At 36.4% G+C, this 14,294-nt stretch carries 17 protein-coding genes and 1 riboswitch; of the genes, 8 read left to right on the top strand and 9 right to left on the bottom strand.

What is annotated here, in order from left to right:
* Nucleotides 1–35: 35 nt before the first annotated feature.
* Entirely contained in the window at nucleotides 36–356 is a 321-nt protein-coding gene (locus tag CER22_RS01850) for a hypothetical protein (protein ID WP_000549778.1), read from the top strand.
* Between the two features lie 29 nt (nucleotides 357–385).
* Here the strand turns inward: CER22_RS01850 and ribH are convergent, their stop codons facing one another.
* From ribH to CER22_RS32410, 5 genes are all read right to left on the bottom strand, one after another.
* Entirely contained in the window at nucleotides 386–847 is a 462-nt protein-coding gene (ribH, locus tag CER22_RS01845; RefSeq protein ID WP_000230900.1) for a 6,7-dimethyl-8-ribityllumazine synthase, read from the bottom strand.
* An 18-nt stretch (nucleotides 848–865) separates the two neighbouring features.
* Nucleotides 866–2,059 carry a bifunctional 3,4-dihydroxy-2-butanone 4-phosphate synthase/GTP cyclohydrolase II gene (ribBA, locus tag CER22_RS01840; protein WP_060488339.1) on the bottom strand — a complete coding sequence of 398 codons (1,194 nt, stop codon included), beginning with the start codon at nucleotides 2,057–2,059 and terminating at the stop codon, nucleotides 866–868.
* A 12-nt stretch (nucleotides 2,060–2,071) separates the two neighbouring features.
* Nucleotides 2,072–2,716, bottom strand: a complete 645-nt coding sequence (gene ribE, locus CER22_RS01835) for a riboflavin synthase subunit alpha (RefSeq protein ID WP_088608118.1) — start codon at nucleotides 2,714–2,716, stop codon at nucleotides 2,072–2,074.
* Complete coding sequence (ribD, locus tag CER22_RS01830; protein WP_060488341.1) at nucleotides 2,698–3,810, bottom strand: bifunctional diaminohydroxyphosphoribosylaminopyrimidine deaminase/5-amino-6-(5-phosphoribosylamino)uracil reductase RibD; 1,113 nt, start codon at nucleotides 3,808–3,810, stop codon at nucleotides 2,698–2,700. The genes ribE and ribD overlap by 19 nt, the downstream gene beginning before the upstream one ends.
* A 310-nt stretch (nucleotides 3,811–4,120) precedes the next feature.
* Nucleotides 4,121–4,264: riboswitch (FMN riboswitch) on the bottom strand.
* A gap of 188 nt (nucleotides 4,265–4,452) precedes the next feature.
* Nucleotides 4,453–4,659, bottom strand: a complete 207-nt coding sequence (locus CER22_RS32410; RefSeq protein WP_001151582.1) for a CDGSH iron-sulfur domain-containing protein — start codon at nucleotides 4,657–4,659, stop codon at nucleotides 4,453–4,455.
* A 139-nt stretch (nucleotides 4,660–4,798) separates the two neighbouring features.
* Between CER22_RS32410 and CER22_RS01820 the strand changes: the two genes are divergently transcribed.
* On the top strand, nucleotides 4,799–5,044 hold the full coding sequence (locus CER22_RS01820; protein WP_000360794.1) for a DUF2552 family protein: 246 nt from the start codon (nucleotides 4,799–4,801) through the stop codon (nucleotides 5,042–5,044).
* A gap of 10 nt (nucleotides 5,045–5,054) precedes the next feature.
* On the opposite strand, the gene CER22_RS01815 is transcribed toward CER22_RS01820, so the two are convergent.
* Complete coding sequence (locus tag CER22_RS01815) at nucleotides 5,055–5,978, bottom strand: alpha/beta hydrolase (protein WP_000819238.1); 924 nt, start codon at nucleotides 5,976–5,978, stop codon at nucleotides 5,055–5,057.
* Nucleotides 5,979–6,059: 81 nt separating this feature from the next.
* On the opposite strand from CER22_RS01815, the gene CER22_RS01810 reads away from it, so the two are divergent.
* Entirely contained in the window at nucleotides 6,060–6,542 is a 483-nt protein-coding gene (locus CER22_RS01810) for a GNAT family N-acetyltransferase (protein WP_060488342.1), read from the top strand.
* A 99-nt stretch (nucleotides 6,543–6,641) separates the two neighbouring features.
* A complete protein-coding gene (locus CER22_RS01805; protein ID WP_060488343.1) occupies nucleotides 6,642–7,505 on the top strand; it encodes a LacI family DNA-binding transcriptional regulator in 864 nt (287 codons plus the stop codon).
* Between the two features lie 23 nt (nucleotides 7,506–7,528).
* On the opposite strand, the gene CER22_RS01800 is transcribed toward CER22_RS01805, so the two are convergent.
* Both CER22_RS01800 and CER22_RS01795 read right to left on the bottom strand, forming a co-directional pair.
* The gene (locus CER22_RS01800; RefSeq protein WP_060488344.1) at nucleotides 7,529–8,848 is read right to left on the bottom strand and encodes a Na+/H+ antiporter family protein; all 1,320 of its coding nucleotides are present in this window, start codon (nucleotides 8,846–8,848) and stop codon (nucleotides 7,529–7,531) included.
* Between the two features lie 131 nt (nucleotides 8,849–8,979).
* A complete protein-coding gene (locus tag CER22_RS01795) occupies nucleotides 8,980–9,978 on the bottom strand; it encodes an alpha/beta fold hydrolase (protein WP_048546285.1) in 999 nt (332 codons plus the stop codon).
* Between the two features lie 121 nt (nucleotides 9,979–10,099).
* Between CER22_RS01795 and CER22_RS01790 the strand changes: the two genes are divergently transcribed.
* The gene (locus tag CER22_RS01790; protein WP_088064355.1) at nucleotides 10,100–10,576 is read left to right on the top strand and encodes a ribbon-helix-helix domain-containing protein; all 477 of its coding nucleotides are present in this window, start codon (nucleotides 10,100–10,102) and stop codon (nucleotides 10,574–10,576) included.
* 122 nt (nucleotides 10,577–10,698) lie between these two features.
* Here CER22_RS01790 and CER22_RS01785 read toward each other — a convergent pair whose 3' ends face one another.
* Nucleotides 10,699–12,288, bottom strand: a complete 1,590-nt coding sequence (locus tag CER22_RS01785) for a bifunctional metallophosphatase/5'-nucleotidase (RefSeq protein ID WP_088064354.1) — start codon at nucleotides 12,286–12,288, stop codon at nucleotides 10,699–10,701.
* A 200-nt stretch (nucleotides 12,289–12,488) separates the two neighbouring features.
* Here CER22_RS01785 and CER22_RS01780 point away from each other — a divergent pair, with 200 nt between their 5' ends.
* The 3 genes from CER22_RS01780 to CER22_RS01770 all read left to right on the top strand — a co-directional run bounded on the left by CER22_RS01780 (nucleotide 12,489) and on the right by CER22_RS01770 (nucleotide 14,294).
* Nucleotides 12,489–12,752: a YqkE family protein gene (locus CER22_RS01780; RefSeq protein ID WP_000727564.1), complete on the top strand. Its 264-nt coding sequence runs from the start codon at nucleotides 12,489–12,491 to the stop codon at nucleotides 12,750–12,752.
* 68 nt (nucleotides 12,753–12,820) lie between these two features.
* Nucleotides 12,821–13,345 carry a GrpB family protein gene (locus tag CER22_RS01775; RefSeq protein ID WP_088064353.1) on the top strand — a complete coding sequence of 175 codons (525 nt, stop codon included), beginning with the start codon at nucleotides 12,821–12,823 and terminating at the stop codon, nucleotides 13,343–13,345.
* Between the two features lie 121 nt (nucleotides 13,346–13,466).
* Nucleotides 13,467–14,294, top strand: a complete 828-nt coding sequence (locus CER22_RS01770) for an aldo/keto reductase (protein WP_088064352.1) — start codon at nucleotides 13,467–13,469, stop codon at nucleotides 14,292–14,294.

Genomic DNA, 14,294 nt, shown 5'->3' with positions numbered 1-14,294 from the left:
AAATATGTAATTTATATTGGGTTGGAGGATTTTACATGCACAAATATATATTAGCGATTATGACTTGTCTAATTTTACTAAAAGCAATAAGTGCTGATCCAGTTAAGGCTGCCGAAAATCCTGAACAAAAAGAAATGCAACAACGAATTGAACAACATTTTCGAACGAAAGCTGAACATTTTGGATTGAAAACAGAAGGGAAAGATTTAAAGGAAGTGCGAAAAGAAATTACTATTATAGAAGAAGCGAAGAAAAGAGAGAATGTATGGAGAACAGCACAAACGCTTCGTATACAAACAGAAGGAAAAACAATGGATGAATTAATAAAAGATGTACGGAAAAAAGTAAAAAAATAAAAAAGAGGCCGCAGCCTCTTTTTTATTTTTTATGCCCATTGTTTTGATAAATGAGCCATTTCAATCGCAGCAACGGCGGATTCATAGCCTTTATTACCTGCTTTCGTGCCCGCGCGTTCAATCGCTTGCTCGATCGTTTCAGTCGTTAATACACCGAAAATAACTGGGATGTCTGTTTGTAGTGATAAAGATGCAACTCCTTTTGCTACTTCATTACAAACGTAATCGTAATGTGTTGTAGCACCACGAATTACAGTACCTAACGTAATTACAGCATCATACTTTCCGCTATTAGCCATCTTTTTAGCGATTAAAGGAATTTCGAATGCGCCAGGAACCCAAGCAACATCGATATCAGTTTCTTCTACACCGTGACGCTTTAATCCATCTAAAGCTCCGCCGAGTAACTTACTTGTAATAAATTCATTAAAACGTCCAACAACAACCCCAACTTTTAATCCTGTACCAACTAAATGACCTTCGAATACCATAATAAACCTCTCCCTTAATTATAAGTTTAATAAATGTCCTAATTTGTTTACTTTCGTTTGTAAATACGTTTTATTCTCTTCTTTTGTTGGCATTTGCAATGGTACACGCTCGATTACTTCTAAATCGTAACCTTGTAAGCCAGCAATTTTTCGTGGATTATTCGTTAATAATCGTAAATGTTGTAAACCTAAATCTTTTAAAATTTGAGCGCCAATACCGTAATCACGCAAATCAGCTGGGAACCCAAGTTTTTCGTTTGCTTCTACAGTATCGAATCCTTCTTCTTGTAACTTATAAGCGCGAAGCTTATTAAGAAGGCCAATGCCTCGTCCTTCTTGTCTCATATAGAGAAGAACGCCTTTTCCTTCACGCTCAATTTGAGCAAGTGCAGCATGGAGTTGTGGTCCGCAATCACAGCGGCACGAGCCAAATACATCTCCTGTTAAGCACTCTGAATGAACGCGTACAAGTACAGGCTCTCCTGTTGAAATATCACCTTTTACGAGTGCGATATGTTCTTTCGTATCTAATGAATTAGAATAGCCAATTGCATGGAAAGTACCGAAATCTGTAGGCAATGTAATTTCCACTTCTCGCGTCACTAGTGTTTCATGGTGGCGGCGGTAAGCAATTAAATCTTCTATTGTAATCATTTTTATATCAAATTGTTTTGCACACTGTAGTAAATCAGGTACGCGTGCCATCGTACCGTCCTCATTAATAATCTCGCAAATGACTCCAGCTGGTTCTGCTCCGCAAAGTCTGGCTAAATCGACAGCAGCTTCTGTATGACCAGCTCGGCGTAGGACACCGCCTTCTTTCGCGATTAATGGAAAGATATGTCCAGGACGATTGAAATCAGCACCTTTTGATGCAGGGTTTAATAATTCTTGTATCGTAGTTGCCCGTTCGTGAGCGCTAATCCCTGTTGTTGTAGAAACATGATCAATACTCACTGTAAATGCAGTATGATGCGAATCTGTATTATGAGCTACCATTGGTTCTAATTGTAGACGTTCTGCGTATTCTTCCGTAATCGGTACACAAACGAGACCACGCCCATGTGTAATCATAAAGTTAATCGTTTCTGGCGTAATATACTCTGCTAAAGCGATAAAGTCGCCTTCATTTTCACGGTTTTCATCATCGCATACGATAACGACTTTTCCTTGTTTTAAATCTTCTAGAGCTTCTTCAATACGATGAAACATAATGCTTCCCCCTTATAGAAATCCGTTTTCTTGTAAAAAGCTTTCGCTCATTGAACCTGTTCGTTTTACAGGTTTAGAAATAAAGCGTTCGATATATTTACCGATCATGTCACACTCAATGTTTACGATGTCACCGGCATTCTTTGCTCCGATAACAGATTCACTTACTGTGTGCGGGATGAGTGAGATTGTGATGGAAGATTCGTCTATATCAAATATTGTTAAACTCGTTCCATCAACAGCAACGGAACCTTTATGCAAACAATAGCGCAGCAATTCATCAGAAATAGCTATTTTGTAATAGACGGCATTATAGTGCTGTTTTTTGTTTAATATCGTTCCAATGCCATCAATATGTCCTGAAACGAAATGCCCACCGAATCGTCCGTTTGCAGCCATCGCCCGCTCTAAATTTACTTTAGAGTGTTGTTTAAGCATGCGAAGTGATGTTGATTGCATCGTTTCAGGCATTGCATCCACTGTGAATGAAGCTGTTGTGAAACTCGTTACAGTTAAGCAAATACCGTTAACCGCGATACTATCACCTAAGTGAACATCTGATAAAATTTTATTCGCATGGATCGTTAACTTCATCGCTTCTCCGCTTTGTTGCATGTTTGCAATCGTTCCTAATTCTTCTACAATTCCTGTAAACATTCCGTCACCTCACTTCGGGCATTCGCAACGATTTTTATATCATCACCAATTTGTTTCATCTCTTGAATTTCCAAGGAAAGTGCATCTTGCAATGCTGCGAAACCATTTCCACCAAATAAAGTAGGGGCATCATTCCCACCAATTAATATCGGGCTTATATAAGTTATAATTTCATTGAAATGCTTTGTTTGTAAGAAGCTTGCGTGAACTGTTTGACCACCTTCAACGAATAGAGAAAGAATTTGCTTCTCTCCAAGAAAGAAAAGGAGGTCCTTGATTTCTATATGTTTTGTTTTCATTTGGAATATAGCTATATTTTCAGATTCATAAGAAGCTATTTTCTCTTTATTTACATCCTTACCGACAATAATCCATGTCGGTGCTAAACCATCTGTTATGACATGAGAAGATGGTGGCGTTCGTAAATGGGTATCTAAAATAACACGAATAGGATTTTTACCTCCGTTAGGAATTCTTGTCGTTAAATGCGGATTATCAGCTATAACTGTATTCACTCCAACGAGAATTGCATCATGTGTATGACGATATTGGTGAACATCAGCTCGTGCTTCTTCACCTGTAATCCACTTACTTTCACCCGTGACAGTTGCTGTTTTTCCATCTAAGCTCATCGCTGTTTTTATTGTTACAAATGGACGCTTCGTTTTCATGTAGTGAAAAAAGAAACGATTTAGTAAAACTGCTTCCGCTTCAAGAACACCAGTCGTTACTTCGATTCCAGCTTCTTCTAATCTCCTTTTTCCATTACCAGAAACGAGCGGATTACAATCAAGAGTAGCGATTACAACGCGCTTAACTTCTTTTTTGATGAGTAATTCACAGCAAGGTGGTGTTTTTCCAAAATGGCTACACGGTTCAAGTGTTACATACACGGTAGCTCCTTTTGCTTTTTCACCAGCCATATGAAGCGCGTGAACTTCTGCGTGTTCTTCACCAGCACGTAAATGAGCGCCAATACCGACGATGTTTCCTTCTTTTACAACAACAGCACCAACCATAGGGTTTGGACTTGTTTGTCCAGATGTCCCTTCTGCTAACTGTAGGGCAATCCTCATATATTCTTGATCTGTCATTCTCTTCACCTCTCCTGAAAAAATCAAAAAACCCCAAGGATTTTATATCCTTGGGGTTTGGGAGACGTGATTTCTAGAAATATAGTTCGAATACGAAAGTACAGGAAAGAAACCTAACGTTGATTGGTATTTTTGCATAAGGAAAAAACCTAGCAAAAATATCGAATTTTTCAAACGCTAGTCGTATCTTTTTATTTCAGTATAGAAACATAAGTATACAAAATAAAACATATATAAAGATTCAAAACGAAACTTTAAAAATATGCATACTGAAATAAAAGTGTATTCGCTATATAAAATTACTAGAAAACATATCCTTCTCCCATCCAGACTATACTGTCGGCCCTAGAGTTTCACTAGATCCACCGTTTTCGAGTTGAAAACGGGTCACGGACTTAGAAGTTTGCACTTCATCACCGCCGGTTGGGAATTTCACCCGACCCCGAAGGATGTTGTTTGCTCAAATTATAGCACAAAAAAAATAAAAGGCTAGAAAAAAATATTCGAATGTGAAGAATTGTGTGAAAATATATGTAAGTTGGAATGAGGACAAAAGTACGAGGAATGTTGTAAGGAAAAGGGGGACGAGAGTTAATGAAAAGAAAAAACATGCACAAAAAAATGTGCATGTCACATGTAAAATTATTCTGCCTCTGGTGCTCTAACGACAGACTCGAATTTCCCTTTATGCGAAGCATCGCAATAAGGCATATTTTTTGATAAACCACAACGGCATAAAGAAAATGCCGGTTTTGCTGGGAATACATTCCCTTGTGAATCGACTAATTCCACGTCCCCTGTAACGCGAAAAGAGCCATTATCATTTACTTTAATTTGTACTTTCGCCAACGCTATCCCTCCTTCCCAAACGCTTAATTTCATCATATAATTAAGAGAAGTACTTGACAATATAAAATGAGCACTTTCTTTGGGAGAGAAGAGAGTGTTATAATGTTTTTTATAACTGACTAGAGTAAGGTGACGAGAGATGGATAAACAATTACATACATTACGAAACATTGCAAATGAGCGCACGTGGGCATCATTTTTGAATGATAATCATCCATATAGTTTGTTACATTGGTCCATTGCAGGTGTAGGGCAAGAGGCAAAGGATGTTTGGTTACTTCAAGATGAAGTAACATTTCAAACGACAGAATTTCCAACGTTAGATGATGCAATGCAATGGATTTCTGTAAATATGGAACAAGTTACAGACGTTTTAGCGCAATAAAAAAACAGGCTTATGCAAGCCTGTTTTTTGTTTCTTTTACATATGAGTTTAAAAATTGATCAACGGCTGCTTCATACTCTTCTTTATTTTCGTTATAAGAGCAAGCGTGTGCACCGCGTTCTGCAATATAAAGTTGTTTATTGTTTTCTTTTGCTTCATATAGTGATTTCGTCATATCAGCTAAAATATAATCATCATCTTTACTATGAATAAAGAGGACGGGATTATTAATATTTTTTATACAATCGATTGGTGAAACTTCGCGAATCGTATAACCGTCACGTACTTTTAAAAAAGCATTTGCTAAAGGTAATAAAGGCCATTTAGGTAAATGGAATTCAACCTTTAAACGGTGTTGTAATTGCCCGTAGAAATCAGAAAAAGGACAATCTGCAATATAGAAATCAGCACCATCTTCTACAAGTCCTGCGTATTGAAGAAGTGTTGCAGCTCCCATAGATTCACCATGAATACCGAGTGTTATATTTGTTCCAAAGCGACTTTTTAGCCAGTCAACTACAGATTTTAAATCATGTTTTTCATAGTATCCATAGCTTGTTGTTTTTCCGCCAGTTTTACCATGACGACGATGGTCATAAATAACGACATTATACCCTCTGTTTAAAAATAACCTTGCATATTTTACAGAGTTCATTTTATTTACAGTTACGCCGTGACAAAAAATCATAAACTTATTGGAATGACCAGCAGGAATGTAATATCCGTGAAGATCATATCCGAATTGCGAAGGAATATGAATTTCTTCTTTATGAAGAGCATCAAAATCCTCTAAACGAAAATGTTTTTTCGTTTCTCTTTCGAGTACTTCTTCCTCTGTTTTTTTCTTTAAGTACATCACTTTATTTGTAAAGAAAATCCCAAGGGCAGTTATCGCACCTAGTATAGTAAACAATGCTGCAAAAAAACGTTTCATACTTTACCTCATCCTCCAAATACCGTTACATGTGATACACTTACATTGTATCACAATGATAGAAAAGGGGAGAAATAGGAAATGGTGTATATACAAAAAATTACGCCAGCGATGAAAGAAACAATCCGAATGTTCATGTGTGAGAACTGGGGGAGTTCATTGATGGTTTCACGTGGTAAGGGGCATCAGTTAGAAGAGTTGCCAGGATTTGTTGCGCTCTTGGATGACAGAATAATCGGAATTATAACGTATGAAGTGACCGGAAATATTTGTGAAATTGTATCGTTAGATAGCTTTGAAGAAAGAAAAGGAATAGGGACGAAACTTGTAGATTGTGTATTACAATTTGCAGAAGAAGAACGGTGCGGGCGGGTTTGGCTCATAACAACAAATGATAATATGAATGCGTTACGTTTTTACCAAAAACGTAATTTTGTGATGACTAATTTATATGTGAATGCAGTGGAAGAGGCACGAAAAATAAAGAAAGAAATTCCGCGTATCGGATATGATAACATCCCAATTTTACATGAAATACAGTTGGAGTATCGTTTAATAAATTGATGTAACAATTTTCAGAAATATAAGTTATTAACCTTGACGAATATTGTAATTTAGGTTACCGTAAAATTGTAATCTATTACCATATTAAGGGGTGACGATGTGGCAACTATACGTGATGTTGCAAAATTGGCAGGTGTTTCAGTCGCAACCGTTTCACGAGTTATTAATGAAAAAGGATACGTTCATGAGGACACAGTAAAACAAGTAAAGGAAGCAATTGGGGAATTACGTTATAGGCCAAATAATGCAGCAAAGCCATTATTTAAAGAGAATTCAACGATAATTGCATTACTTGTAGATAATCTATATGACCTATCAAACATCCCTTTGCTACATTGTATTGAGGAAATAGCATATAAAGAAGGATATCAAATCATTGTTTGTAATATAGAGAATAAAGATAGATACATATATATGTTGAAGGAAAATAACGTTGCAGGTGTTATTTTAACAAGATCCGTTTTTAAAAGTATAGGAGAAATTCCACTTCCGTTTGTTGTGATTGATGAACAAAAATCCCATGCAAATTATTATGAAAGTGGACAAAGAACGGTTTCTTTATTAAAAGAAAAAGGCTGTCAATTTCTTGCTTATTTCGATGAGGGAGAAGATAGTGAAGAAATGGAAGAGCGCATATCAGGATTTTTAGACGCTGTTTGGGAGGAAGGGATCTCTTATCGAGAAGTATGTGTACAAGGGTATACGAATAAACAGTTTATTACATTCTTACAAACTTACCCGTATATAGATGGAATTGTAACTTCAAGTGAAAAGGTTACTTTTGAGTTAATTCAAGCAGCGAAAAATTTCAATATCCGTATACCGGATAAGTTGAAAATTATTGGACCGAACGGGAGCATAGACAGTGAATGGATAGGCTCGTCACTCATGAAAATTGAAAGTTGCGCCGAAGAAAATGGGAAAATAGCTTTACAACAATTAAAAGAAAAAATAAAAAAGTAAAAGGTGCGTATAAAACGCACCTTTTATAATGTAATTGCGGCAATAAAGCCGAATATAAGTAACGGTATATTATAATGCAGAAAAGTTGGTACACATGTATCCCATATATGATGGTGTTGACCATCAGCATTTAAACCGGATGTTGGCCCAAGTGTACTATCTGATGCTGGAGATCCCGCATCGCCTAGCGCTCCAGCTGTACCGATAATTGCAATTGTGGCCATTGGACTAAATCCAAGCTGCATGCAAAGAGGCACAAAAATTGTTGTTAAAATAGGGATGGTTGAAAAGGATGAACCAATTCCCATCGTAACGAGAAGTCCAATCACAAGCATAAGAAATGCAGCGAGTGGTTTGTTATTTCCAATTATATGTGCACTCGTTTGCACAAGAGATTCAACATGTCCTGTTTTTCGAAGAACAGCGCCAAATCCAGCGGCAGCGATCATAACAAAACCGATAAAGGACATCATGCGCATTCCGCTTGTTAATATCGCATCTGCTTCTTTAAGAGGTAGACTACCACTTACTGATAAGACGATAATCCCCGCTAAAGCACCGAAAATCATTGATTCTGTTGCTAATTGAACAGTTAATGTGGCTATGATAGATAACAATCCGAAAGTAATGCTACGTTTTGTATAGGGAACGATTTCATTTGAGGTAGTATGAACTTGTTCTGTTTCATACGTACGAGGTTTCCGGTACGTAATGAATACCGCTACACATAATCCAATAATCATACCGATTGCTGGAATAGTCATTGCTTTTGGAATAAGTGCGACATCAAATGTAAGACCACTTTGCGCAGCATTTGTTTGCAATACGTCATGATAAATTTTTCCGAACCCTGCTGGAATCCACATATAAGGAGTAATCAATCCGAATGTAATAATACATGTAACAAGTCGGCGATCCACTTTCAGCTCATTTAATACTTTTAAAAGTGCTGGAATTAAGATAGGGATGAAAGCGATATGAACAGGAATCACATTTTGTGAGAAACAAGCCATCGTTAAAATGATGAATAAAATAAGTATTTTAGAATAAACTTGTTTTTTCGTGTCTTGTTCATTGCCAATCCATTTTAGTGCAGTTTGAATCATGGCATCTGGAAGTCCTGTTTTGGAAAGGGAAATAGCGAAACCGCCAAGCATTGCATAACTTAAAGCGATTGGAGCACTGTTTCCAAGGCCAGTTGTAAAAGTGTTAATAGTTTCTGAAATACCGAGTCCACCGATAATTCCGCCTGTTAAAGCTCCAACAATGATGGCGACAATGACCTGGACACGTAACAAACTAAGCAATAGCATAACTGCTACTGCGACGAGTACAGCATTCATAATAAATGTAATCTCCCTAAAATTTTATTGTGTTAAGGCAAGTAAATATGAAGCACTTTGCTAGATTTATACATAGTTGCGACATATTATTATAAATTGTTTTCTATGAAATGTAAAAGAGCCTTTTGTTACTAATGTTGAAAAGCTAGCTCTTGTTTAATTGATTGTAAAGAATTGGCGAATAATTCTGGTTCTTCTAAATCAGGAGAATGTGCTGAATTTGGGAACCAAATCATTTTTTTTATGGGGGCTTCTATCACATCACAATATTCCTGAACGAGAGCATAAGGAGTTTGATAATCATAGCGACCAGAACAAAAATAAACCGGAATAGATAAGCTTGAAATAGAAGAAAAGAAATCGATTGTCAACATTTCTTCCCATAAAACGCCAGATTTTAAATTTCCTGCGAGAAACTTGAACCAATCTAATAGCGTATATTCAGGGGAAAAGAAGCCTTTTCGTATGAAAGAAAAGGAAGATCCGTTTTGGATTGCTCCGCCGAATGTGCCAAGCCACTTTCTTTGAATAATAAGGCGTCTTGTATCTAAAAATGGTGGTTTGCCTAATTTCAAAAGGGACGCTAATGCTTTTTTATGATCATGTTTTTTTGCAGAACGAATTAAATGCTGATATAGCAATTCTTCGTTTTGTTTCATATGTACAATCTGCCCAATACCGATGTAAGCCTCGATATACTGTGGATATTGATGTGCTATGTTAAGCCCAATAATGCTTCCCCAAGAATGACCAGCGAGAAATAGTTTCTGTTTATTGAACTTTTTAAGTACATATTGAATCACTTCTTTTGCATCGGAAACGAATTGTTCGATTGTAAAATTTGCTCCGAAATCTTTCATTGAAAAGGATTTACCTGCCCCGCGCTGATCCCAATTAATAACGATGAAGTGTTTCTCCAATTCTTTTTGAAAATGACGAATAAATCCAATTTGTGCCATGCCAGGTCCGCCATGACAGCATAATAAAATTGGCTGCTCTATGTTTTGCCCGCGCATAAGGAGAGTTTGTTTTCGATTATGGATCATAACGCTTTCCATCGTAGCAATACTATTAGGAATGAGTTGTTTATTTTCATTATAAAACTGTGGGGTATAGCTACGAAAAAGCATATGGAAATCCTCCTTTTCTGAAATCGTATGAATCGCACAGGCTATTCGTTTTGCATATACTGTTAGAAAATCATTGTAACATACCATACTAGTGTCATTTCAACACGGGAGGAGGGAAATTGTGACGATTGGAGAAATTATAGATTGCTTAAATAGACGTGAATCCATCGCTATTATAGCAAAACGTCTTGAAATAAGCCCATATACATTATCAAAGAAATTAAGATTGATTGGATACGAATATGATGGAGAACAGAAGAAACGTATTTTTGTAGGAGATGGAGAAGAACCGCGTCACTTACAACTCCAAGAAGCGACAGCCCTTCAATATGCGACAACGGATTATCAATTATTAATTTATGAGCAATTACAAAGTATTTATGAGTTATTAAGAAAGAGAGAAGAAGTAATTGTGCCCATTATGAGTATAAGTACAGAAAAAAAGAAACGTACCTTTTCTATTAATAAAGAAATATTAGCAAAACTAGACATTATATCAGAAGCGAAAGGAATTCAAAAATCTAAACTTGTAGAAGAGGCGTTACAACAATTTTTACAACAATATGATTTTAACAAAACATCACATTTTGATAACTAAAGAAAAGGATACTATGTTCATTGTAAGAACGAGTATCCTTTTTAGGTTTTACTAATGTTGTGGATTAAGTATAAGTGCGTATCCTTTACAATAAAAATCTGGGTCGCATATTAGGGAAATACTTAATTTATCTTTTGAATTCTTCCATCAATAACTGGCTGAATTGGTTCTTTTAATTGTTTTACATAATCGACTAGCGCTTCAAAGTCGTTTGGACCAGTTTCTGAATTCTTCCCATTTTTAAATGATACGAATCCGTCACCGCCAGAAGCTAAGAAAGCATTCGCAACTACGCTATACGTTTTAGATGGAGATAACTCTTCGCCATTTGTTAAGCGTATATTCGTAACCTTTTCACCGCTTGGTTTATTTGCATCCCACGTATATTGAATACCTGAAATTTGAAGCATTCTTGTTGTTCCTTTTTGCCATTGTTGATTTAAAATGTCGCGAATATCTTGACCTGTTAAATCTACTTTAATCAATTGGTTTCCAAAAGGCTGAATGCCATATAATTCGCCCCAAGTAATATCGCCAGCATCTAAGTCATTACGAATGCCACCAGGATTCATAAGTGCGATTTGAGCTTGCATCGTTTGACGCTGTGCGTCGGCAATTACATTCCCAAGAGTAGATTCACCAGCATCATTTTGTTTACGGTCGATAGGTGCTGTAGATTTTCCTACAACTTCATTTACAAGTGGTGCGATTGTTTCTTTATATTGATCTATTTTTTGTTTTACTTGTTTATCAGGTTCCACACCTTCATGATATGTTGTAATCACTTCAGCTTTTTTCTTTACAATATCTTTTGTTTTACGATCAATTGTTACATCTACGTCTGAGAAAGCTGTTCCATAAGAGTTCGCTTGGACGATTAGTTTATTATTTACAGTACCATTTACATACGTGTGACTATGTCCACCGAAAATAACATCAACTTCCGAGTCTGTTTCATTTGCAATTCGAGTAAGGTCTCCATTTGTCACGCCAGACTCATCAGTTGTTCCGCCGACATGGGCAAGGACGACGATGGATTTAACACCGAGACGCTTTAATTGTTGCGTTGATTTATTAATTGCTTCTACTTCGTCAGTGATCTGTACATTTTTAAGCATAGTAGGCATCACGACATTTGGCGTATCAGTTGTAACAACGCCAATGAATCCTACAGGAACACCATCTACCATTTTTACAGTAAATGGTGGTAAAAATAAGCGACCAGTTGATTTGTTATAGAAGTTAGCAGCGACATAAGGGAAGTTAGCACCTTTGAAATTACCTGTTTTCTCGTGATATCCACCGTAAATGAGGCGTTTCATTTCATCGATACCTTCATCAAATTCATGGTTTCCGATTGTACCAACATCGAATTTTAAGTCATTTAAAAATTCAATTGTTGGTTCATCTTGTAACAACGCTGAAACTGGTGGACTAGCTCCGACAATATCGCCAGCATGTACGAGAAGTGTATTAGGGTTTTGTTTTTTACGTTCTTTTAAATAAGTAGCTAAGTACTCAGCGCCACCAGCTTCTTTGTTATTAATTTTTTTAACAGTATCTAGTTGTCCATGGAAATCATTAATACCAAGCATTTGTACGTCTACGTAGCGGTTTTGTTCAGCTGGAGTCTGGGATGGGGGAGCGGCAAATACGCTTGAAAAAGTAATGGTGCTTAAAACGGCAACAGCAGGAATGATTTTTTTCCACATAATTTAATTCTCCTTTTTTATAATCTGACATCATACGACATAATTTTAATAGATTCATAGGATTATATCTATATAAAAATTTAGTTTTTTCGAAAAATTAACACATTTACAAAAAGTGAATGATAGAGTAACGAACCTTTTTTATTGTCGAGTTCATTGTATATCTACTATAATGGAGAAAAAAGTAAAAGGTGAGTAGCATGAAGAAAAAGAAACAAAGACAAATGCAAAGACAATCGCAAGTGAATAGACCAGAGAAAGAGTCGCTTACATTAGGCGATCAATTAAATGATTCACTCATGCAGCAATTAAAGAATAAGAAGAAAGAATTGCAAGTGAGAGAAGAAGAAAAAGAGGCAGCTGAACTGGAAAGAAAGCGCCGAGAACAAAAAGAACGTGAAAAAAATAAATCATTTGAAGAACTGTTAAGTGAAAGTAGCCTTACTTGGAAAGACTTTAAATAATATAAAAAATGATCAGTGCATACCGCTGATCATTTTTTTGACGAGCTTGTAAGAAAAGGGGAGTTTTAATGAGAAAAATTGTAGTCGTTCCGCATGAAAATCATTGGAATGAAAAATTTCAAATAGAGGCCGAACGATTAAAATCGGCGATGCCAGAAAGGGTGAAAGTCCATCATATTGGAAGTACATCAGTGCCAGGACTGGCAGCTAAACCAATTATAGATATGATTATGGAAGTAGAGTGTATCGACAGAGTAGATCATTGGAATGAACGTTTTGAAGAGCTTGGTTATATCGTAAAAGGGGAAAATGGTATTTCAAGACGTCGTTATTTTATTCATGGAACTGAGGAAAAACGCTCGTATCACTTACACGTTTTTGAAAAAGGAAATCCTGAGATAGTAAGGCATTTAGCGTTTCGTGATTATATGATGGCTCATTGTGAAGAAGCAGAGGCATATGCAACCTTAAAGAAAGAATTAGCCGAAAAATATACATATGATGGCACGTTATATACGGAAGGAAAAAATGAGTTTGTGCGTAGTGTTGATGAAAAAGCGAAAGAATGGAGAGAAGGAAATATGAATAATTGAGTTTGCGTTTTAGTGTATAAAATTATTATGTAAACTGTACATATGTTTTGACTTTTTGGTTGAATCTTGTTGAAATAAAGTGGTAGCTTATAAAAAATGTAAGAATGAAAGGGAGACGACTGTGCACATTCCAACAACTACACTTCATAATGGCGTAAAAATGCCGATGATTGGTCTAGGCGTTTATAAAGCGAAAGAAGGCGATGAAGTAAAACAAGCAGTAAAAACAGCGTTAGAAGTTGGATATCGTTCGATTGATACAGCAACTGTATATGAAAATGAAAGCGGTGTCGGAGAAGCGGTTCGTGAATCAGGGATTCCGAGAGAAGACATATTTATTACAACAAAAATTTGGAACGACGATCAAGGATACGAGGAAACACTTGAGGCGTTTGAAAAAAGCTTAAAGAAATTACAAATGGACTATGTAGATTTATATTTAATACATTGGCCAATAAGAGGGAAGTATGTCGATACGTACCGAGCGCTAGAAAAACTGTATGAAGAAGGTAAAGTGCGCGCAATTGGTGTTTCAAATTTTCATAAACATCATTTAGAACTGTTATTACCAAATTGTAAAGTGAAGCCGATGGTCAACCAAGTGGAACTTCATCCGATGTTAGCGCAATTTGAATTGCGTAATTTCTGTCAAGGTGAGCAAATTCAAATGGAAGCATGGAGCCCATTAATGAGAGGCGGGGAAGTATTCGAGAACCCGATTATTCAGGCCATTGCTACGAAATATGAAAAAACACCTGCGCAAGTTATATTAAGATGGGATATTCAGAGCGGGGTAGTGACGATTCCTAAATCTGTTACACCATCTCGCATTAAGGAGAATTTTTCTATCTTTGATTTTTCATTAACGGAAGAAGAGATGACTCAAATTAATACGTTAAATCGTAATTTACATGTAGGAACGAATCCGGATAAATATGATACGCTATAA

The sequence above is a fragment of the Bacillus sp. K2I17 genome, from assembly GCF_002209985.1.
GTDB classification, from domain to species: Bacteria; Bacillota; Bacilli; order Bacillales; family Bacillaceae_G; genus Bacillus_A; species Bacillus_A wiedmannii.
This window is presented reverse-complemented; position numbering and strand designations above follow the sequence as displayed.

Excerpts from the sequence above, each read along its gene's own strand:
- CER22_RS01850 (WP_000549778.1), top strand. The coding sequence starts at position 36 with ATGCACAAATATATATTAGCGATTATGACTTGTCTAATTTTACTAAAA.
- ribH (WP_000230900.1), bottom strand. The coding sequence starts at position 847 with ATGGTATTCGAAGGTCATTTAGTTGGTACAGGATTAAAAGTTGGGGTT.
- ribBA (WP_060488339.1), bottom strand. The coding sequence starts at position 2,059 with ATGTTTCATCGTATTGAAGAAGCTCTAGAAGATTTAAAACAAGGAAAA.
- ribE (WP_088608118.1), bottom strand. The coding sequence starts at position 2,716 with ATGTTTACAGGAATTGTAGAAGAATTAGGAACGATTGCAAACATGCAA.
- ribD (WP_060488341.1), bottom strand. The coding sequence starts at position 3,810 with ATGACAGATCAAGAATATATGAGGATTGCCCTACAGTTAGCAGAAGGG.
- CER22_RS01820 (WP_000360794.1), top strand. The coding sequence starts at position 4,799 with ATGGATAAACAATTACATACATTACGAAACATTGCAAATGAGCGCACG.
- CER22_RS01815 (WP_000819238.1), bottom strand. The coding sequence starts at position 5,978 with ATGAAACGTTTTTTTGCAGCATTGTTTACTATACTAGGTGCGATAACT.
- CER22_RS01810 (WP_060488342.1), top strand. The coding sequence starts at position 6,060 with ATGGTGTATATACAAAAAATTACGCCAGCGATGAAAGAAACAATCCGA.
- CER22_RS01800 (WP_060488344.1), bottom strand. The coding sequence starts at position 8,848 with ATGAATGCTGTACTCGTCGCAGTAGCAGTTATGCTATTGCTTAGTTTG.
- CER22_RS01795 (WP_048546285.1), bottom strand. The coding sequence starts at position 9,978 with ATGCTTTTTCGTAGCTATACCCCACAGTTTTATAATGAAAATAAACAA.
- CER22_RS01785 (WP_088064354.1), bottom strand. The coding sequence starts at position 12,288 with ATGTGGAAAAAAATCATTCCTGCTGTTGCCGTTTTAAGCACCATTACT.
- CER22_RS01780 (WP_000727564.1), top strand. The coding sequence starts at position 12,489 with ATGAAGAAAAAGAAACAAAGACAAATGCAAAGACAATCGCAAGTGAAT.
- CER22_RS01775 (WP_088064353.1), top strand. The coding sequence starts at position 12,821 with ATGAGAAAAATTGTAGTCGTTCCGCATGAAAATCATTGGAATGAAAAA.